Below are 19,284 nucleotides of genomic sequence, written 5' to 3'. Positions count from 1 at the left end.
AGCGGGGTGCTCAGCCGGACGCCGGCACGCGGACCCGGTGGGCGGCGCTCTGGCCGCCACGCGTCCAGTCGGTGCTCGCCGCGACCACGCGCCACCGCGCGCCGGCGCGCGGTACGACGACCCGCACGGCCCCCCGACCCAGCCGGTCGGTGCGGACCCCCGCGACCCGCTGCCAGGTGCGCCCGTCGACCGAGCGCTGCAGGCGCAGGACGCCGTCGACCGCCGTACCGGACGCCGTCCGCCACCCGACCCGCAGCACGACGCGCTCGCCCGCCCTCGCGCGGGCCGGGCCACGTACCGTCAGCACCGACCGGCGGCGCACGAGCGTGCTGGTGACCGCGGCGCTCGCGCTCGCGGTGAACGACGGGTCGCCGGCCCAGCGGGCACGGAAGACGTTGTGGCGCGCCGACCGCGCCCGGACCGGTCGCGTCGTGGCGCGGCCGCGCTCGTCGGTGACGACGGCGCCGGCCGGGCCCCACACGCCGTCACGGCGCCGCTCGACGACGAGCCGCGCACCCGGCACCGGCGAACCGTCGTCGGTCTCGAGGGCCAGGCCGAGGGCCACCGGCTCGTCGGCGGGCCCGGCCGGCGCGCTGAGTCGCAGTCGGGTCGCGGCCGGCGCGTCGACGGCCGGCTCGGCGGCGCCCGCCATGATCACGGCGTAGAGGTAGCTGCGGGTGTTGCCGTTGTCGACGCGCGGCAGGCCCTGCGCGATGGCCAGCGCCCGCTCGGGGTCGGCCAGGCCGAGCAGGGCGGCGTTCCAGTCGATGAGGGGCCGGTTGGCGTAGTCCCCCGCGAACAACGGCTCGGCGACCGCGCGGATGCGCTCCTTCCCGAGGCTGGAGAGGAACCCCAGCTGGCTGGGGCCCATCGGGATCACGATGATCGCCGTCTTCGCACTGGGGTCGCCCGAGAACCACGTCTCGTAGGTCGACTTGCCCTGGAAGACCATCGAGACGATCGGGGCGCGCAGTGTGTCCTTGCGGTAGGGGTTCCACCAGTAGGCACGGGCGGTGGCCGCCTCGAAGGCCAGCATCCACCGGGCGTGCTCCTGCTGCACCTGGTCACCGCTGACCTCGCTCCACAGCGAGAGCCCGGCCCAGGCGTTCATCGCCTCCGAGGTCGACTCCTGGTCGTTGCCGTCCATGCCGCCGCCGATGCCGTTGGCCCACGAGTGACCGCGCCAGTCGTCGAACGCACGGCGCTGGATCGTCGAGCCGGTCGTCTCGAGGCCGGCGATGTCCTCCGCCAGGACATCGGCCATCTCGCGGTAGCGGTCGACCAGCGTCGGGTCGTCGCGCCCCAGGACGCCGACGGCGTAGAGGAAGTAGCCGTAGTGGAAGTGGTGGTCGTTGACGGACGAGGAGACCCCGAAGGAGTCGCCCTCGGGCACCACCGTGCCGGTGACGGCGTCGTAGCCGAAGCAGCGGTCGCGACGCTCGGTGGCGCAGCGGTCGGCGTCGAGCCAGACGTCGAGCTCGGCGGTCATCGCGGCAGCGATGCGCTCCGCCTCGTCGGGCAGGCCGAGCTGGCCGGCCAGCAGGTACAGGTTGGCCGCGCGGTAGAGCGCCTTGCCGCCGAAGTAGGTGTCGGCGGGGAACGTGAGGACGCCCTCGACGTCGGCGCGCACCTGGTCACGCAGCAGGGCGAGCTGGGCCTCGTCGAGCCCGGACAGGTCGAGCCGGCTGGCGACGTCCCACGTCTTGGCGGTGGTGGTGAACGACGTGCCGACCGCGCCGCGCGCCCAGCCGGTGGCGTTCTCCCAGCGCCCGGTGAGCGTGGGCCGGCCGTAGTCCTGGTGGGGCATCTGGGTGAGCACGGTGGGCCGTCCGCCGGTCTGCAGCACGAAGGTGGCGCGGGCGAGGCCGCCGCTGACGTCGTGCTCGGTGCGGGTGCCCAGGACCGGCACGGCCCCGTCCACCAGCGCGGTGACGTCGGCCGGGGTCGCCCCCTGCGGGGTGCCGAAGACGTGCACGGTCTCGCCGGCGTCGAGCGAGATGCCGCCGCCGCCGACCGTGCCGGCCGTGACGACGTTCAGCACCTGACCGGTGCCCGCCTGCCAGGTGTGGCGGCCGTCGGTCGCCGTGAGCACCCGGTTGACGGCGACCGTCTGGTCGGACGCCGCCGTGTACATCACGTACGCCCAGCCCTCGACCGCGCGCAGCGTGCCCAGCTCGGTCTGCCCGGCGTACCAGGTGAGGTCGGCGGACAGGTCGTCCCACCGCGTGAGGCGGTAGGTGGTGGCGCCTGGCGGGGCCAGCCGGAGGGCCTGGGCGTCCTCCCACGACTGCAGCAGCGCGTAGTCGCTGAAGCCGCGCACGACGGGAAGGGCGACGCCGAAGCCGTCGTCGTGCGAGCGGAAGGCGAGCCCGCCGCCGACCCAGGTGGGCGGGTCGAGGGCGTCGGCCTCGGGGCGGGCGTAGACCGCGCCGCTGATCCACGAGTTGGTCGGGGGCATGACCCCCGGGTCCACCCGTGGCGGCACCGGGACCCGGGTGGGGAACTCGGGCAGGACGTCGGCGGCCGCGGGAGGAGCGGCGGGCGCGGCGAGAGCCGGCGGGGACGCCCGCACCTCGGTCGGCGCAGGTCCCAGCGCGGCCGTGGTGGTGCCCGCGGCCAGCGATCCAGCGAGGGCCAGCACGGTCGCCAGGGCCACGAGGCCCCGACGTCGTCGTCGGTCGGTCATGGCTGCTCCTCGCCGGGGGGTCGAGCGGCTACTTCCGACGGGGCGCTGCGCGACTTCAGACCAGCGCCCGTCAGAAGTAGCCGGAGCCTAGCGCTGCTGTGAGGTGCGACACAACGGCTCGAGGTGGGGCACCGCCCACCCGCGCCGGTGTAACACGCGGCGGGGCAAGCGGCATGTGGAGGGTGACGGCGTGGGAGACGCCGCCCTGCTACCTGACATGTAGCAGGACGGCGCCTTCGGATCGAGCCATGCGAGCGACCTTCACCCGAGGACTGCGTTCCTCCTTCAACGGTATCCGGGTCCGACCGTCGTACACATGCGAATTGCCGTACCACCGCCGAGAGCGCTGCCGCGACCGGGGTGGCCGGGACGCCGGTCGCGACGACCGGGATCCCGGTCGCGACGAACCGGGTCCGGGTCGCGATGAACCGGATCCCGGTCGCGACGACCTGGATCCCGGTGGGCGCGACCTCGCGCCCCGATGGATACCTGACTAGGGTCAGTGATCGTGAACGCCGTCGACACCGTCCGCCGCTTCAACCGCACCTACACCCGGCGCATCGGTGCGCTGGACGAGTCGTTCCTCGGGCTGGGGCTCCCGCTCGGCGCCGCCCGCCTGCTCTGGGAGACCGGTGACGGCGCGGGGGTCGGCGAGCTCCGGGAGCGGCTCGACCTCGACTCGGGCTACCTCAGCCGGTTGCTGCGCGACCTCGAGGCACGCGGACTCGCCACCACCGCGCCCGACCCGGACGACCGGAGGCGCCGTCGCGTCACCCTCACCCCACGCGGTACGGCGCTGCGCCGCCGTCTCGACGAACGCTCCGACGACCTCGCGGCGCGGCTCGTGGCGCCCCTCACCGACCGGCAGCGCGAGCGGCTCGTGGAGGCGCTCGCGACCGCCGACCTCCTGGTCCGCGCCGCCACGGTCGACCTGCACGAGGTCGACCCGGCCGGGGGCCCGGCGACGGCCGCCATGGGCCGCTACTTCGCCGAGCTCGACGAGCGCGTCCCCGGCGGCTTCGACGCCGGCGACCCTCCCCCGCCCGACACGTTCACGCTCGCGACGAGCGACGGCGTACCGGTGGCGTGCGGGGGGCTGCAGGCCATCGACCGCGACGACCCGCGGGGCGTCGACGAGATCAAGCGGATGTGGGTCGACCCGTCCTGGCGCGGCGCGGGCCTCGGGTCGCGGCTGCTGCGCCACCTCGAGGACGTCGCGCGCGGGCGAGGGTCGGGCGTCGTCCGGCTCGACACCAACGGCACCCTCGCCGAGGCGATCGCGATGTACGAGCGGTCGGGCTACCAGCAGGTCGAGCGCTACAACGACAACCCCTACGCCGAGCTGTTCTTCGAGAAGGCCCTCTCGTAGGCCTCGCGGGTCAGGAAGGCCAGGCGGGCGGGCTTGGTGGACAGCTCGACGACCGGTCCGAGCTCGAACCCGAGCCGCTGCAGCAGGGCGACGGCCTTGGTGTTGCGGTCATCGGGCTCCGCGACGACCCGACGCGCGTCCGGGTCGGCGAACACCGAGCCGGCGAGGTACGCCGACACCTCGGCGGAGAAGCCCGGGCGCACCGAGGTGGCCGGCGCGATCATCAGGTGGATGCCGACGTCTCCGTCGAGCACGTCGAAGTGCTCGCCCACCTCCTCGGCCCGGGGGTCGTAGGTCTGGAAGAGGGCCACCGGCACGTCTCCCTCGCGCAGCAGGTACGCCGCGTGCGTCGGCTGGTCGGTGATCCACCGGTAGATCTCGCGGACCTCCTCGAGCGTGTGGTCCTGCATCATCCAGAACTGCGCGCGGTCCTCCACGACCCAGCCGTGGACGGTCTCGACGTCACCGGAGCCGGGCGCGGGGTCCAGCGGGGTCAGGTGCAGGGTCGGGCGCTGGGTCGAGCGCTGGGTCATGCGTCCTCCTCGGTGAGCAGTGCCCAGTCGGTCACGATCGGGGCGAGCCGGGCCTCGGCCCACAGCGGCAGCTGGTCGAGGTGGTGCGGGTCGCCGGGGACGGCGCTGGCGCCCATCGGCACCACCCAGCCGCCGGCGGTGCGGTCGGCCAGGTCCCAGACGTAGCGGGCGACGGCGCCGCGGTAGGCGGCGTCGGTGATGCCCGGCAGCGACCCGACGCAGCGCACGCAGTCCTGGTCTCCGCTCAGCGGCACGGCCGGCACGGCCGGCGCCCCGCGCCCGGGCTCCGACGCCAGGTCGAAGGCGTGGATGGGGTCGAAGACGTGCGTCTCGCCCCACGTGGCCGGGACGGCACCGGCGGCGACGTCCTGCTCGGCCAGCCGGGCGCACCCGGCGAGGTCGATGCCGAAGGGCGCGCCCGTGGCGGCGAGCACGGGCAGGGCCAGCCCCACCCGCACCGTCACGTCGAACCACGGCGCCACCACCGGGTCGGGCGCCGGCTCGCGCAGCGGGTCGAAGACGGGATGGGCGGCGATCCGGGTGACGAACGCCGAGCGCCAGGCGGCGTACGCCGCGGCCTCGGCCGAGTCGGCGCGCATGTGGCCGTCCCAGTCGGCGAACCGCGCCGGCGCGAGGTGGGCGATCGCCTCGCGGCCGCCGAGGAGGGCGTCGTCGTGGATCGCGGCGAAGTCGTCGCCGGTCAGACCGGTCCGGTCGCCGAGCAGCTCGCGGATCCGGTCGGCGCGGTGCCGCGGCGCGAACTCGACGCCGATCTCGGCGCTCTCCGGCCCGCGCCGGTCGTTGGCCGAGACGACCTGCCCGTCGGGTCCGACGTCGACGCGGTGCCGGTCGGTGCGCCAGCCGGTCCAGCGGCGCTCGGCGTCGCGGGTGGGCACACGGCCGGCCCAGCGGTAGCGCACGGTGCCGTGCACGTCGGCGACGACGACGTTGTTGACCGGCTCGACCCAGTGCTCGAGTGCGGCGTCGACGTCGTCGACGGTGCGGGCACGCAGCAGCGGCAGCAGCGACTCGAACCCGACGTCGCCGAGCTCGGTGGACGGGCCCCGGAACCCGATCCCGGGCAGGACGGTCGGCCCGTCGTGGTCGGGCCCCACGTCGTCGAGGTCCTGGTAGTCGGCCATGGCGTTGGTGATCGCCCACGCGACGTCGCCGGCGTGGGCGAAGTGCTGCACACCGGGCACGCCGGCGAAGCTGAAGCCCACGACGTCGAACGGGTCGTCGGGGTCCTCGCACGCCAGCCGCACCTGGTGGTAGACGCCGGGCGACTCGAACGTGCGGTGCGGGTCGCCGCCGATCAGCGGCAGCCCGGACGCCGTCCGCGCACCGCCCACCGCCCACGCGTTGCTGCCGGCGGGCAGCGGGCCCTCGTGGGAGAGCAGGTCGGCGTCGTCGCCGAGGACCTCGCGGGCCCGCCGGTCCCACAGGTGGGAGCCGACGTCGGCGAAGAGCACCTGCTGGGCGTGGAACGTCGCCAGCGGCATCCAGTCGGGCCACGGCTCCGCGTCGATCCCGACGGCGGCGAGCTCCGGCGGGGTGGTGGTGGCCGCGGCGAGCCCGGCGTTGACGCCCTCGACGTACGCCGCCACGAACGCCCGGCTCTCCTCCGACAGCGCGGCGTGGGCCCGCCGGCCGGTCTCGGCGACCCGGACCCGGACCGCGAAGCGGTCCCACGACTCCCCCGCCGCACCCAGGACACCCGCGGTGGTGCTGGTCGCGCGGCGGCGCAGCCACTCGAGCTGCCAGGCCCGGTCGCGGGCGACGGCCAGGCCCTGGCCGCGCGCGAGGTCGAGCACGTCGGACGCGCGGACGTGCGGGATGCCGTGCGCGTCACGGTAGATCCGAGCCATGTGAGGTGACCCTAAGCCACGCCGGTCGGGCGGCTCACGTGGCTCACGTGGCTTGCACGACGATGCCGCCGAACCGGGCCTCGCCCATCCGGCACGGGTGCCCGTCGACCCACACCTCGCCGGTCCCCGTGACCTCGGAGCAGGGCTCCCCGTCGTCGGCGTACCGCGCCTCGAACCCGCCCGAGAGCGACACGTTCGTCCCGACCACCCGGCGCCCGGTGCGGTCGACCGTGCGGTCGGCGCAGTCGTCGCAGACGGCACGCGGGTAGCGGTCGAGGTGCGGCGCGGGAAGGGCGCACAACGGACAGGGGTGCGTACGCCGCCCGAACCGGCCCGGCGGCGACGGCGGCGCGAGGAGGGAGTCGTCGCCGGCGAGTGCCCGCATCGGCGCGTGGCGGCTGCGGCGCAGCCGCAGCCAGATCCAGTCGGCGTGGTCGCGGTCGAGGTCGGACTCGAGGCCGGTGCGCAGCTCGGCGGGGAGCCGGCCGACCGTGACGCCGGACTCCAGCGCCCGCACGGCCGCGCGCTGCCAGGGCCCGAGCTCGTCCGGGCGGAGCTCGCGCTGGGCGTGCCGAGAGTGCGCCCAGTGGGTGTCGAACAGGGCGTCGACGTCGCGGTCGCCGCGCACCCCGGACCCGAACCCGCCGTCGTGCATCGCCCAGTAGATGCTGGTGTCGCTGACGCAGGCGTGGCCTCCGGCCACCGGGTCGCCGTCGAACGGGTGCGGGTGCGGTCGCACCCGGTCGGGTGTCGACGAGAGCGACCGCGCCCAGGCCAGGACGCTCTCGGGCGTCAGCGGGCGGTCGGGGGCGCGCACCGGGTCATCATGCCGGGACGTGCACGCCCCCTCCCGCGCGGGCAGGCGGACGTCGCCGGTCGCTACCGTGACGGGATGACCGCAGACCTCGACAGCCGTCACCGCACCTACGACGTCGTGGTGGTCGGCGGCGGCCACAACGGGCTGGTGGCGGCGGCGTACTGCGCCCGTGCCGGGCTGTCGGTGCTCGTCCTCGAACGGCTCGACCACACCGGCGGCGCGGCGGTGTCGGCGACGGCGTTCCCGGGCGTGCCCACCCGGCTGTCGCGCTACTCCTACCTGGTCTCGCTGATGCCCGAGCCGCTGATGGCCGACCTCGGCCTCGACATCACGCTGATGTCGCGGCGGACGGCGTCGTACACACCCACGCTGCGCGGCGGCGAGCCCGGCGGCCTGCTCGTCGAGCGCAACGAGCGCGAGGCCACGCGCCGGTCGTTCGCCGAGGTGACCGGGTCCGACGCCGAGCACGACGCGTGGCGGGCGTTCTACGCCGACGTCGCCGCGATGGCGGCCGTGGTCTCCCCGACCTTGCTGCAGCCCCTGCCGTCCGAGCGCGACGTCCGCGACCGGGTCGACCCCGGCACCTGGCGCGACCTGGTCGAGCGGCCGCTCGGCGAGGCGGTCGAGCGCCGGTTCGCCGACGACACCGTCCGGGGGGTCGTGGCCACCGACGCCCTGATCGGCACCTTTGCCTCCCTGCACGACCCGTCGCTGGTGCAGAACCGCTGCTTCCTCTACCACCTGGTCGGCAACGGCACCGGCGAGTGGCGGGTGCCGGTCGGCGGCATGGGCGCGGTCACCGGCGCGCTGCACCGGACCGCCGTCGCCGCCGGCGCGGAGGTCCTCACCGGCGCCGGCGTGAGCGCCATCCGGGCCGACGCCTCCGGCGGAGGCGAGGTCACCTGGACGGCCGACGACGGCTCGTCGCACACGGTCGGCGCCCGGTTCGTCCTGGCCAACGTGGCGCCGTGGGTGCTGCGGATCCTGCTCGGCGAACCCGCCGACCCGGCCACCAAGCCCGAGGGCTCGCAGCTGAAGATCAACGTCCTGCTCGACCGGCTCCCCCGGCTGCGCTCGGGCGTCGACCCGGCGGTGGCGTTCTCGGGCACGCTGCACCTCGGCGAGGACTACTCCCAGCTGGAGGCGGCGTACGCCGACGCCGCGGCCGGGCGCGTGCCCACGACGATGCCGGGCGAGGTCTACTGCCACTCGCTGACCGACCCCAGCATCCTCGGCGACGTCCCGGCCGGCACCCACACGCTCACCTACTTCGGCCTGCACACCCCGGCCTCGCTGTTCGACGCCGACCCGGAGACCACCCGGGCGGTCGCGGTCGAGCGCGCGTTCGCCTCCCTCGACCAGCACCTCGTCGAGCCGCTCGCCTCGTGCGTGGCCCGCGACGCCGACGGCAACCCCTGCATCGAGGCCAAGATCCCCCAGGACGTCGAGCGTGACCTGGCCATGCCCGGCGGCCACATCTTCCACGGCGACCTCGACTGGCCCTGGGCCCCCGTCCGGGCGCGCCTGGAGACCCCGGCCCAGCAGTGGGGCGTCCAGACCGACCGCGACGCCGTCCTGCTCTGCGGGTCGGGCTCGCGGCGCGGCGGCGCCGTCTCGGGCCTGGGCGGCCACCACGCCGCGCAGGCCGTGCTCGCCTCGCGCTGATGTCGATTTCACCGGCCCGAGGGGCGCTGGTAACGTTCTGTCCTGCGTTCGACGCATGCGGCATTAGCTCAATTGGCAGAGCAGCTGACTCTTAATCAGCGGGTTCGGGGTTCGAGTCCCTGATGCCGTACCAAGACAGCCTCTGACCTGGTCAAACAGGTCGGAGGCTGTTGTCGTTTCCGGTCAGTTACCCCTTTACTCCCCTAATTGGTCGAGCGGGACGACGTCGGCCAGTACGACCGACGCACCGACCGGCGTCTGGCGCCGGTCGCCGTAGCGGTCGTAGGTCATCGACGGGCGGGCGTGGCCCAGCACGTTGGCGGCCTCGATGCCGCTCATGGTCTTGGTCACCAGGTCGCCGACGGTCGTGCGGAACGTGTTGGCGCTGGCCCATGGCACGCCGGCGTCGTCCAGGACGCGGCGCAGGTGACGGCTGACGTTGCGTCGGTCGCGGGCGACCTCCCGGCTGGCCGACTCCCACCGTCCCGGGGTGTGGAAGACCAGCCCGGTCGCGCCGTGGCGCTGGACCCGCTCGCGCAGCCTGACTGTCAGCCACGGCGGCATCGGGATGCGGCGGTCGGCGCCGGCGGTCTTGGTGCCCCGTAGGTGCGCCTCGCCGCACGCCAGCGGCTGTCCGGCGGCGTCGGTGAGCCGTACGTCGTCCCAGCGCAGGTGGAGTGCCTCGGAGTGCCGCGCGCCGGTGCCGGCCAGGAAGTGGAGAAGGTCGACCAGGTCGAACTCCTGGGCCACCGGGTGCTCACGGGTCACCTCGAGCACGTGGGCCAGCTCGTTCAGCGTGAGGGCGCGCTCCGGGTCGCGCGTGGTCTTCCTGGGCGCGACCGTCGGGTTCTCCACGTCGCGCATGCGATTGCCGTCGAGGACGTCGTGGCGCACCCCGAGAGTGAGGATGCTCGAGACGACTGACCGGGCGGTCTTGGCCGAGCCCTTGCCGTGCTTGTCGGCGACGTCCTGCAGGTAGCGCTCGAGGACCGGGACGCGGTTGACCTCGCGCAGGGACAAACCGGCGATCCCGCTCGGGCGGACCAGCCGCTCGAAGCTCGATCGGTACTGGGTCACGGTGTTGCTGCTGAGCCGGGAGCCCGGCTTCTCGATCCGCTCCAGCCACCACTCCCCCGCGGCGACCAGCGTCATGTCGGCCCGCAGGCCGACCGATTTCGTCGGAGTCTCCCGGTCGACCAGCGCCGCCTTCAGCGCCGCCTCGGCTTTCGCCTTGGTCGACCCGAACTTGGTGACGTCGCGGACGCCGCCGTCGGCGTCGCGGAACTTGGTCCGGGCCTTCCAGCGGTCCGCCTTCGTCCCCGGCGTGGCCGTCACCCAGCGACCTGCAGGCGACTGGACCTGCGGCGTGAGGGTCATGTGGCCCGCCGTTCCCAGCGTCAGTCGGGGTCGTGCCACGGTACTGAAACTAACAAGACTGAGCAGAACGGATACTCGGGTTCGGGAGCCTGTGGATAACTGCTCACTGCACTAGCGAGTGGTGACGTAGTGGTCGTTTTCATAGGCGACGACGTCGGCGAAGCGGTAGGCGATGCGGCTGCCGATCTTGAGGTAGCCGATGCCCTCGCCCTGGTGGCGCAGGTTCGCGAGGTGCCCGACCGAGACGCCCCACCGGTCGGCGAGCTGCGAGGGCGTGAGGAGGTCGCGACGTGGCCCGTCCTCCGTGGCCCGGCTTGCGGTGGTTGCGGTCGGCCCCGTCGCTGCCGTGCTGGTCCCGGACCAGTCGCGGTGGGGATGGGGGGTGGGTCGGTAGTCGGTTGTCATGTCGCGCCTCCGAGCGGTGAGAAGTCCTTTCACTACTGCTAAGGCGCGTGAGGCCCTCCTGGCGATCAATGAGGGCCGATGGGTTTCGGACGGCCGCGGCGCATCGTGGCCGGCGGAGGGCCGTCGGGTCAGACGATGGCGACGCCGTGGTCGGTGACGCGCTGGGCCAGGTCGTACTTAGCCGACGATACGGAAGCGCCACCGGTCGCCGCGGCGGTAGACCTTGGCGAGGACGAGGGGTCCGTTCCTCAGTTGCTGCAACGAGGGTGGCGCGGGCTCGGACGCCATGCCCTCTGCGCGGCGTGAGCGGGCGGTGCAGTACCGGGCGGCCCACCGTCCGCGGTTGGAGCAATCTCGGCCCAACCATGACTGGACCTGGCTGCGTTGTCCCTTCGATACGTGCACATCGCAGCCAGGAGAGCCACCGATATGCAGATCATGAACGGAATCACCCGGCACCTCGTGCTGGGGGCGGTCCTGGTCGCCGGTGTCGTCCTTGCGGGGTGCTCGGGCGACGAGCGCGCTGCACCGACGACAACGCCGACCCAGGCGTCGTCCACCTTCGTTCCCGCCGAGGAATCGGACGACGCTGTCCGGGCGAGCCTGCGCGGCGTCGACCCTGCCGAGCTGCCCCTCCTCCCTCGCCGTGCTGCCGCCGGTCTGCCAGTCAGAGTCCCGCCCCTGAGCGCCGATCTGGCACCGCTGCTCGAGGCCCTGCCCGGCCGGGCCACCCTCGTCGTGAACCCTTCCATCACCGTCCTCAGCACCTCTGTCGACCAATGGTCCGACCTCGACCTGCTCTTCTACGGCGTCGACGGTCGCTGGAGGCACCTCGACCTCGGCACACTCGGTCTCCCCGAGGCCTGGCGGCTGAACGACACCTACGGTGCCGGACAGCTGTCGTCCGACGGGCGCTGGTGGGCCGGCCCCACGCGGCACGGCGTCGTGCTGGTCGACCTCCGCACCGGCACGGTTCGGACCCAGGCGGTCGACGACGGCGCGTGGTCATGGGCGAACGGCCGTCACGTGCTGCTGGCAGGACACTCGGAGGTGTCGGTCCCTAGTGGACGCGTCTCCCCGGTGCCCTGGTCGATGTTCGGGGTCGGGTACCAGCCCGATGGCACACCGCTCTCGATCGAACGCGGGCCGGACGGCCGCGCCCTGCTCGTGGAGTGGAACGGCGGCCGTCGGCGCACCCGCGCCGCGGTTCCGGGCATCACCCCGCCGCGACGGACTGTCGCCGCCGACACGCGTGACGGGCGGGTCGGTCTGCGCGGCCTCGGCAGCGTCGTCGCAACCACCGACAAGGTCGCGGTCAACGAGATCCGAGGGCGAAGCGGCCTGGCCGTCGTCGTGGCCGACGCCCACACCGGGCGCACCGTCGGAGAACTCAGCTGGCAACGACGCGACTTCGAGCTCTCCTACATCCACCAGTGGCTCGACCCCGAGACCCTCCTGATCGCGCGACACCCGCACTTCGTGGCCTGGCGCCCCGCCACCGGCGACCTTTTCCGCGTCACCGACGCCCGCACGCTCGGCAGCTATTGGGAGGTCAGCGCTGCCCCGCAACTTGCGGCCGCGACACCGTGAACACGGCCATGAGTACCTCGACCAATTCCACCCCCACCAAACCCGTCCGTGTGAGCGTTACTCCTGCGACGGAGGTGTGGATGAGGGACGACGAAAGCGACGGGTTCACTGCGTGGGCAGCAGGCGCCGAGCGCCAGCTGTTGCGCTCGGCCGTGCTGCTCACCGGCGACCTCCACCGCGCCCAGGACCTGGTGCAGGAGGCGATGGTCAAGGTAGCGATGCGGTGGCCACGGTTGCGCGACGAGCAACCGACGGCGTACGCCCGCACGATCGTGGCGCGCGACAACGTCTCCTGGTGGCGCCGGCGGCGGCACGAGGTCGTCGTCGGTCCCAGCGCCTCGGCGGTGCAGCGCGAACCGGCCGTCGCGACCGACGCGGAGGCCGGGCTGGTCGTACGCCGTGCGCTCGCCCGCCTCACGCCGCGGCAACGGGCTGTCGTGGTGCTTCGGTACTTCGACGACCTCACCGAGCGCGAGACCGCCGAGGTCCTGGGCATCGCGGTCGGCACCGTCAAGAGCCAGAACCGGGTCGCGCTCGCGCGGCTCCGCGACGGTGCACCCGAGCTGCTCGACCTGATCGGAGGACAACGATGACCCTCCCCGACGACCTGCAAGACCTGTTCGACCGTGCCACGGACGCTGTCGAACCGGTCGGGCTGGCGGCCCGGGCGCGCAGAACCGCGCGCCGCCGCCGGACCCGGCGCCGGGGCATCGCGGCCGGACTCGTGTCGGCCGTCGCTGTGGCCGGGGTGGTGATCGCCGTCCAGGGTGTGGGTAGTCCCGCCGCCGGCCCGCCGACGACACCGGCGCCCGCCACCACGAGCACCGCTCCAATACCGGCTGAGCCGCTGGTCGCCCCGGACATCCCGCTCGACCGCATCCAGGACCCCTGGGACCCACGCGGCGTGGAGGGCCTCTCGGTGCTCGACCTCGGTGTCCCGCGGGTGCTCCCGGTCACCGACGGCGGTACGGTGACGACCGCGGTCGCGCTGCTCGACGGCGACGACGAGACCCTGCTCGTCGGCGACGACGGGTCCCAGACGGTGCTCGGCCTGCCTGAGCGACTCGGTGCGCAACGCACCGTCCGGCTCTCGCCCGACGGACGCCGGGTCGCCGCAGTCGGGCGCAGCGGCTTCTTCTGGCGCGAGCTCGACGGTAGGTCCTGGGAACGGGTCGAGGTCCCGGCATCGGTCAGCGGCGAGAGGATCAAGCTGACCTGGATGGCCGGTAGCGGCACCGTCGTGCTCAGCGGCCACCTGTCCGCGGTCCGAGTTGATCTCGCCACGGGCGAGCAGCGCTCGCTCCACCAGCTCACCGACTACGTCGCCTGGGCGGCCGACCCCGACGGTCGTCTCACCTGGCTGCCGAATGGGTCTGACGGTCGACTGGTGAGCGAGCAGGCGGACGGCACCGAGCTCGAGTCCGACCGGGTTGCGCTGGGAAGTCTGCAGAACCCGACGCTGTCCGAGACCGCGATGGTTGCGACCCGCGCCGACACCGGCGTCTACGGCAGCACTCCGGCGCCGCACGACGTCGACGGTCTGATCGCTGTCAACCGCAAGACGCTGGCCACCCGCGCTCTGCTGCCCGTCCCGTACACCAACGGCTACTACTCCGGAGGCGGCGCGCTGAAGCCGACGTCCTGGCTCGACGACGACACCGTGCTGGTCGCGGTGGTCCCGAAGGACGCCGTCAAGGAGTACCTCGTGGCCTGGAACGTCAGGACCGGCGACCTGTCCCGGGTTGCGTGCTGGCCCACCTCGTACGACGCCTCCTTCGCTACCGACCTGCTGGCCCGATGATGAGAGCGGCGGCGCTGGCTGTAGCGCTGCTCGTCCTCGGCGCGTGCAGCCTCGAGGGGGCTGAGCGAAAGCCGGGTCCCACGTCACCGACGGCCACTGCAACGGCCACTGCGTCGCCGAACCAGAGCGGCTACCCCGCCGACGTCCTGCGCCTGCCGCGCAACCTCTCCGACCTGCCCCGGCTGCGCACGCGGCTGCCGCGCACGGTGCCGGGCGACCTGGCCGCTCTGCCCTCATTGCTGTCCGACCCGCCCGGCCGGGCGCTGTTCGCCTACCACCCGCCTGAGGGCTTCGACGGGGCCGTGGGGTGGTCGAGCGAGACCGTGCTCCTCTTCGGCGCGGACCGGCGCTGGCGGCGGCTCGACCTGGGTGACCTCGGGCTGCCGGAGGCGTCGCACCCCGGGGAGGACACCTACGGCGCTGGCAGTTTGTCGCCGGACGGTCGATGGTGGGCGGGACGGTCGCGCGACGGCGTCGTGCTGCTGGACCTCGGCTCCGGGACGCACCGTGTCGTCGACACCGGCACCGACTGGGTCTCCGAAGTCCGCTGGCTCGCCGACAGCAGGGGTTACGACGTCGACGATGGCAGCTTCCCTGGCGGCAGCCAGCGTGTCACGGTGCCTGGGCTCGAGGTCACCGACCTTTCCTTCCGGTTATGGCAGGTCGGCACCGAGCCTGACGGCACCGTGCTGTCTCTGCGTCGCATCGAGGTCGGCACCGCCGAACTTATCGAGCACGTCGACCGCGACGTGGTCTCCCGCGGCCGGCTCACGATCCCCGGCCTGGGTCGGGGCCTGACCCGGGTCTGGTCCGTTTCACCCACCGACGGACGTTACGCCGTCGGCCACCAGCCGAGGCTCCACGACTTTCGGCGCGTCGAGATCATCGTCGTCCACACCGCAACCTCGCGGGTCGAGCACGTGCTGCGCTTCGACAACCGCGACTACACCATCCGCGGGTGGTCTTGGCTTGACCCGGCGACCCTCCTTGTCGGCACCGACGACGGCCTCGTGGCCTGGCGACCGGCTGACGGTCGACTGTTCCGCGTCGTCGATATCCCGGTCGCACCGCGCGACCGCTACTGGTCGTGGGCCGCGAGCGCCGGCGCAGGTGGCGTCGCGGTGGGGTCATGACCAGTCGATGACCTCTGGTTTCAAACGAGCGACCGTCCTGGATCGTACGACGGGCAGCAGTGCCCTTTGCGCGGCATGATCGGGCGACGGCCGATCTGCCGCAACCGGTCCCGACATGTCTTCTACCTCCGTGATGGTCGAGTGCGATCGCAGTTGATAGCAACTGGCGCTCGGGTTGGCGCAACTTGTCATCGGTAGCACGCTTGCGGCGTGGTGCCGTTCGCGACTGTCCAGGGGCAGCCTTGTGAGTTGCGTGGCGCCCCGGGGAACTCGAGCGACTCATCGGTGGCGATCGCGACGAGGCCGGGGCGCGTGTACTTGAAGGCACGCCGCGCTGCCTCCATGGTGGGTACCTTGACGGCTTCCGTTACCCACACGGGGAAGCGGGAGCGCGCCAGTTTCACCTCCTGGATGTACCACGTCCGTTCCGTTGAGAGGCCGCCCTTGTCCGCGTGCAGGTAGACCCAGCCGCCACCACGAGGCTCCGAGGCTCGCTCGACGTAACGGATCGCGGCGTCCGGGCGGGTCGCGACCTCGCACGTTTCGTCGGGGACCAATGTCGTTGGATCGGCCTCGCATTCTGCACGCATGTGCTCCGCGAGATCGCCGGGCGGTTGGTCTGTCATGTCGTCGGGGACGTTGATGGCCAGGACGTGGTTCTCGGCAAGCAGGAATTGGCCGTGCCATCGAGATGCGTAGCGCCGATCGTCACCACTGATGGGGCGGCCTTTGCCGTCAAGGGCCTCGATGGGACTTCTCGCCCTGGATTGGAACGGCGTCGACGCGCCTCCGGCAAGCCGTTTCATATTGTCCTCGTACGCCTGCGGCGAGAACGAGGCACGGTCAGGCGGTGCGGGATCGGCTGGTGGCGGGGACGGCGTGCTCAGTGTCTGGCCGGCCAGCAGGCCGCCCACCAGCACGACGGCACAGACCGCAGCAGCTGCGGCCACCTGACGTCGTCGGGTCCGCTGGGCGCGGCGGCGTACCTCGCCGGTGTCGGGCACAAACGCCGGTTCGGTGGCGACGAGCCACGTCACGAGCTCGTCGCGGAGGTCGTCTTCACTCGTGCTGCTCACCGCTGGGCTCCTTCGTGTTGGTCGTCTGGATGGGTGAAAGCGCCGCGCGTAGGGCCTGTAACCCTCGGGCGCTCTGGCTCTTGACCGTGCCCTCGGTGACGCCGAGTGCAGCTGCGACGTCGGTGACCGAGAGGTCGTCGAGGAACCGCAGGGCGATGACGGCGCGTTGGGCCGGTGGCAGCACCATGAGGGCAGCCGGTAGCGGCGGCGACGACTCGGGATCCAGCGCCACCTGGTCAGGGACGGCCTCGGTGACGCGCTCGCGGCGCGGCCGGCGGGCCTGGGAGATGCTGGCGTTGACGACGGTCTTGCGTGCGTAAGCCTCGAGACTCTCCGGTCGGATGCGCGGCCAGGCCAGGTAGAGCTTCACGAACGCCGCCTGCACCACGTCCTCGGCCTCGTGCCAGTCGTGCACGATCACGTACGCCACCCGACGCAGGTGCGGACCCCGAGCTGCGAAGAACTCGTCGAACCCGTCATGCCGCCGGCTCACCAAGACACCCTCACACTCCTCATACGCACGGCGGTGCCCACGAGGTTGCCAGAACGCAACGCCAGGGAGCCGACCCGAAGGGCAGGCGAAACCCGCTACCCGGCACGTTCGAACGGATTCGCCCGAGCTGCGCCTTGTGGCGGCGTCGGCCGACTCCTCACAGTGGGTCTAGTAATCCGCAATTCTGGAGTCGTACCCGGTCGCCCAGCGCGTTTGGAAAGGACTTGTGCGGTCGTCCTGCAACCGACCGGGCCCGGTGGGGCCCATGAGCCGACCCTCTACTTGGCTCGGTCAATGACTTCGTCCGCGAAGTCATCGTCCCCACCTTCCGACGCAAGCTCGGAGACCACGGGAGCCCCCGATGGGCCGCCGACTGGTGGCGCTACCCCGAGGCCGCGGTGCGCCTCGAGGCGCTGTAGCGATCCTGGGAGTTCCTGCGCCTGGACCCCACGACGGGATGAGCGTGTGGCTACGCGACCACACCGACCCACACCTCGCGGTGCTGTTCTCCGACTACGGACCGTTCGCCAAGTCCGAGGACTGCTTCCGACTGGGCGACCCGTTGCCCTACGAGGCACTACTGCCCGGCCTGTATCCCGACGTCCGAATGCAGTCGTGACCGATGCGGTCTCGACACCGTGACGAGGTGCGGCGCCAGCACCGAGTGCTCCTCGCGGCCACTCCGGGCGGGCGGAGCCCGCGGCAAAGCGCATGCCGGGCCTGTACGTGGCCCCGGACGCAGCGCCACGCCTGACGCCACCGTGAGGTGTCCGCTTGAATTTCCCAGCGCCGGGAGCCCGCCTTGAACCCGGCATGCGTTTGAAGTCTTGCACCCGGTTCCCGCTGAGAGCGCGCCAATTGCGGGCACTTTGCTCGCACGATTCTCGGCATCACCGCCCGCAGCGCGGCTACTAGAGACTCGACTGCAGGATCGGGGTCTGGCCAGACTGCGGTCTAGGTGACTGGCTGGGTGGCTCTCTGTGCGGCTGCCCACCGGGTGTTGGTGTGGCTCTTCCATGGTCTGCGACCGGCTGGTCACCGTGGTCTGGTGTGGCTCGAGAAGGGACTGCTCTGCTCGTAGTAGCGCTGCCCACCCGACCGTCCTCAGGCCCCGTTTCGGGGCGCGGTCCGTTTCGGGAGGTGGGTGTTGAGCAGCAAGCAGCAGGTGGTTATCGGGGTCGATCCGCACAAGTTGTCGGCCACGATCGAGGTCGTCAATACGGTCGGGGTCAAGCTCGGCGAGGGTCGGTTCGCCACCGACAAGGCGGGGTTCGCCGCGATGTGGGGTTACGTCAATCGTCTCGAGTCCGACCGGGCGCGGCGGGTGTGGGCGGTCGAGGGCGCGAATGGGGCGGGCCGGTCGGTGGCGCAGCGGCTGCTTGCTGCTGGCGAGCGGGTGGTCGATGTGCCGGCCAAGCTGGCGGCTCGGGTCCGGTTGTTCGACACCGGTCACAACCGCAAGACCGACGCCCTGGACGCTCATTCGATCGCGATGGTCGCGGTCAGCTCTGAGCACCGCGACGGGCTGCGGGAACTATGCGAGGACGGTGAGCTCGAGGCGATCCGAATGTTATGCGACCGCCGCGACGAGCTGTCGCGTCAACGGGTCCAGACGGTCAACCGGATCCACCGGCTGCTGGCCGAGCTGGTGCCGGGAACGAAGAAGAAGGACCTCTCCGCCCAGCAGGCCAAGGCGATCCTGGCGACCGTGCGTCCGCGCGACATCGCCAGCAAGACCCGCCGGCGGATGGTCGTCGAGCTGATCGATGACCTGGTTCGCCTCGACCGGCGGCTCAAGGCCATGAAAGCCGACCAAGCCGCCGCAGTGCGCGAACGCGGCTCGAGCCTGCTCGACCTGTACGGCATCGGCCCGGCAGGTGCAGCCCGGATCCTGGCCGACGTCGGCGACGTGAGGCGGTTCGCTGACAGGAACCGGTTCGCGTCGTGGACTGGCACCGCACCACTCGACGCCTCCTCCGGTGAGCAGATCCGCCACCGACTCTCACGGGCCGGGAACCGGCGGATGAACCACGTCATCTACCTCGCTGCGGTCGTGCAGATCCGCAACGACACCCCCGGCCGGGACTACTACCGACGCAAGCTCGCCGCCGGCAAGACCCCACTCGAAGCACTGCGATGCCTCAAGCGCCGCATCAGCGACGCCATCTACCGCCAACTGCTCGCCGACGCCCGACGCGACGCCGAGCCGGCTGCTGCCACGGACCATGTCGATGACCAAGCTGGGTCCAAAGAGGCCGACGGGCCAGCGGATGGCGCGGGCCCGGGAGGGCACTGCGGGGCGACTCAAGAATCCAGCGCGACCGACCTGACCCCGCACATCGGCACTTCGGATAAGCCACTCCACGGACCCGCAGAACCGACGCTACAACCGCCTGCTGCGCAACCGGAAGAGCTCAGGAACCAGGCCCTACAACGCGTCCCTTGACACAGAAGGGAGCCATGGTCGGGCG

At 72.3% G+C, this 19,284-nt stretch carries 16 protein-coding genes, 1 tRNA gene and 1 pseudogene; 10 read left to right on the top strand and 8 right to left on the bottom strand.

Annotated elements, in window-relative coordinates; translation table 11 throughout:
• Window positions 1–10: 10 nt before the first annotated feature.
• Window positions 11–2,686, bottom strand: a complete 2,676-nt coding sequence (locus AC4MBH_RS10950) for a glycosyl hydrolase (protein ID WP_491794900.1) — start codon at window positions 2,684–2,686, stop codon at window positions 11–13.
• 508 nt (window positions 2,687–3,194) lie between these two features.
• Between AC4MBH_RS10950 and AC4MBH_RS10945 the strand changes: the two genes are divergently transcribed.
• Window positions 3,195–4,055, top strand: coding sequence for a GNAT family N-acetyltransferase (locus AC4MBH_RS10945; RefSeq protein ID WP_491794899.1), 861 nt, complete (start codon window positions 3,195–3,197; stop codon window positions 4,053–4,055).
• On the opposite strand, the gene AC4MBH_RS10940 is transcribed toward AC4MBH_RS10945, so the two are convergent.
• From AC4MBH_RS10940 to AC4MBH_RS10930, 3 genes are read right to left on the bottom strand one after another with little or no spacing between them, the layout of a single operon-like run.
• Window positions 4,019–4,588, bottom strand: a complete 570-nt coding sequence (locus tag AC4MBH_RS10940; RefSeq protein WP_491794898.1) for a GNAT family N-acetyltransferase — start codon at window positions 4,586–4,588, stop codon at window positions 4,019–4,021. The two genes, AC4MBH_RS10945 and AC4MBH_RS10940, sit on opposite strands and share 37 nt — an antisense overlap.
• On the bottom strand, window positions 4,585–6,456 hold the full coding sequence (locus AC4MBH_RS10935) for a penicillin acylase family protein (protein WP_491794897.1): 1,872 nt from the start codon (window positions 6,454–6,456) through the stop codon (window positions 4,585–4,587). Before AC4MBH_RS10935 ends, AC4MBH_RS10940 begins: the two co-directional genes overlap by 4 nt.
• A 43-nt stretch (window positions 6,457–6,499) precedes the next feature.
• Window positions 6,500–7,273, bottom strand: coding sequence for a hypothetical protein (locus AC4MBH_RS10930; RefSeq protein ID WP_491794896.1), 774 nt, complete (start codon window positions 7,271–7,273; stop codon window positions 6,500–6,502).
• Window positions 7,274–7,348: 75 nt separating this feature from the next.
• Between AC4MBH_RS10930 and AC4MBH_RS10925 the strand changes: the two genes are divergently transcribed.
• Window positions 7,349–8,938: a phytoene desaturase family protein gene (locus AC4MBH_RS10925; RefSeq protein WP_491794895.1), complete on the top strand. Its 1,590-nt coding sequence runs from the start codon at window positions 7,349–7,351 to the stop codon at window positions 8,936–8,938.
• Between the two features lie 57 nt (window positions 8,939–8,995).
• Window positions 8,996–9,071, top strand: a tRNA-Lys gene (locus AC4MBH_RS10920).
• 62 nt (window positions 9,072–9,133) lie between these two features.
• Here the strand turns inward: AC4MBH_RS10920 and AC4MBH_RS10915 are convergent.
• Together AC4MBH_RS10915 and AC4MBH_RS10910 are read right to left on the bottom strand one after the other, a co-directional pair.
• Window positions 9,134–10,354 (bottom strand): tyrosine-type recombinase/integrase, encoded by a 1,221-nt coding sequence (locus AC4MBH_RS10915; protein ID WP_491794894.1) that lies wholly within the window; start codon window positions 10,352–10,354, stop codon window positions 9,134–9,136.
• A 72-nt stretch (window positions 10,355–10,426) separates the two neighbouring features.
• Window positions 10,427–10,720: a helix-turn-helix domain-containing protein gene (locus AC4MBH_RS10910; RefSeq protein WP_491794893.1), complete on the bottom strand. Its 294-nt coding sequence runs from the start codon at window positions 10,718–10,720 to the stop codon at window positions 10,427–10,429.
• Window positions 10,721–11,458: 738 nt separating this feature from the next.
• On the opposite strand from AC4MBH_RS10910, the gene AC4MBH_RS10905 reads away from it, so the two are divergent.
• The 4 genes from AC4MBH_RS10905 (at window position 11,459) to AC4MBH_RS10890 (ending at window position 15,244) form a co-directional block, all read left to right on the top strand.
• Window positions 11,459–12,310, top strand: coding sequence for a hypothetical protein (locus tag AC4MBH_RS10905; protein ID WP_491794892.1), 852 nt, complete (start codon window positions 11,459–11,461; stop codon window positions 12,308–12,310).
• Window positions 12,311–12,390: 80 nt separating this feature from the next.
• On the top strand, window positions 12,391–12,903 hold the full coding sequence (locus AC4MBH_RS10900) for a SigE family RNA polymerase sigma factor (RefSeq protein ID WP_491794891.1): 513 nt from the start codon (window positions 12,391–12,393) through the stop codon (window positions 12,901–12,903).
• Entirely contained in the window at window positions 12,900–14,111 is a 1,212-nt protein-coding gene (locus AC4MBH_RS10895) for a hypothetical protein (RefSeq protein WP_491794890.1), read from the top strand. Before AC4MBH_RS10900 ends, AC4MBH_RS10895 begins: the two co-directional genes overlap by 4 nt.
• Complete coding sequence (locus AC4MBH_RS10890; protein ID WP_491794889.1) at window positions 14,108–15,244, top strand: hypothetical protein; 1,137 nt, start codon at window positions 14,108–14,110, stop codon at window positions 15,242–15,244. Before AC4MBH_RS10895 ends, AC4MBH_RS10890 begins: the two co-directional genes overlap by 4 nt.
• 188 nt (window positions 15,245–15,432) lie before the next feature.
• On the opposite strand, the gene AC4MBH_RS10885 is transcribed toward AC4MBH_RS10890, so the two are convergent.
• Together AC4MBH_RS10885 and AC4MBH_RS10880 are read right to left on the bottom strand one after the other, a co-directional pair.
• Window positions 15,433–16,320, bottom strand: a complete 888-nt coding sequence (locus AC4MBH_RS10885; protein ID WP_491794888.1) for a hypothetical protein — start codon at window positions 16,318–16,320, stop codon at window positions 15,433–15,435.
• Window positions 16,304–16,813: a SigE family RNA polymerase sigma factor gene (locus AC4MBH_RS10880; protein ID WP_491794887.1), complete on the bottom strand. Its 510-nt coding sequence runs from the start codon at window positions 16,811–16,813 to the stop codon at window positions 16,304–16,306. The genes AC4MBH_RS10885 and AC4MBH_RS10880 overlap by 17 nt, the downstream gene beginning before the upstream one ends.
• A gap of 299 nt (window positions 16,814–17,112) precedes the next feature.
• Between AC4MBH_RS10880 and AC4MBH_RS10875 the strand changes: the two are divergent.
• From AC4MBH_RS10875 to AC4MBH_RS10865, 3 genes and pseudogenes are all read left to right on the top strand, one after another.
• Window positions 17,113–17,232, top strand: a pseudogene (locus AC4MBH_RS10875) (DUF4913 domain-containing protein); the annotation flags it as partial.
• 38 nt (window positions 17,233–17,270) lie between these two features.
• A complete protein-coding gene (locus AC4MBH_RS10870) occupies window positions 17,271–17,432 on the top strand; it encodes a DUF4913 domain-containing protein (protein WP_491794886.1) in 162 nt (53 codons plus the stop codon).
• 528 nt (window positions 17,433–17,960) lie between these two features.
• On the top strand, window positions 17,961–19,259 hold the full coding sequence (locus AC4MBH_RS10865; RefSeq protein ID WP_491794885.1) for an IS110 family RNA-guided transposase: 1,299 nt from the start codon (window positions 17,961–17,963) through the stop codon (window positions 19,257–19,259).
• Window positions 19,260–19,284: the final 25 nt, after the last annotated feature.

The organism is Nocardioides sp. WJ219 (assembly GCF_058559815.1).
This window is presented reverse-complemented; position numbering and strand designations above follow the sequence as displayed.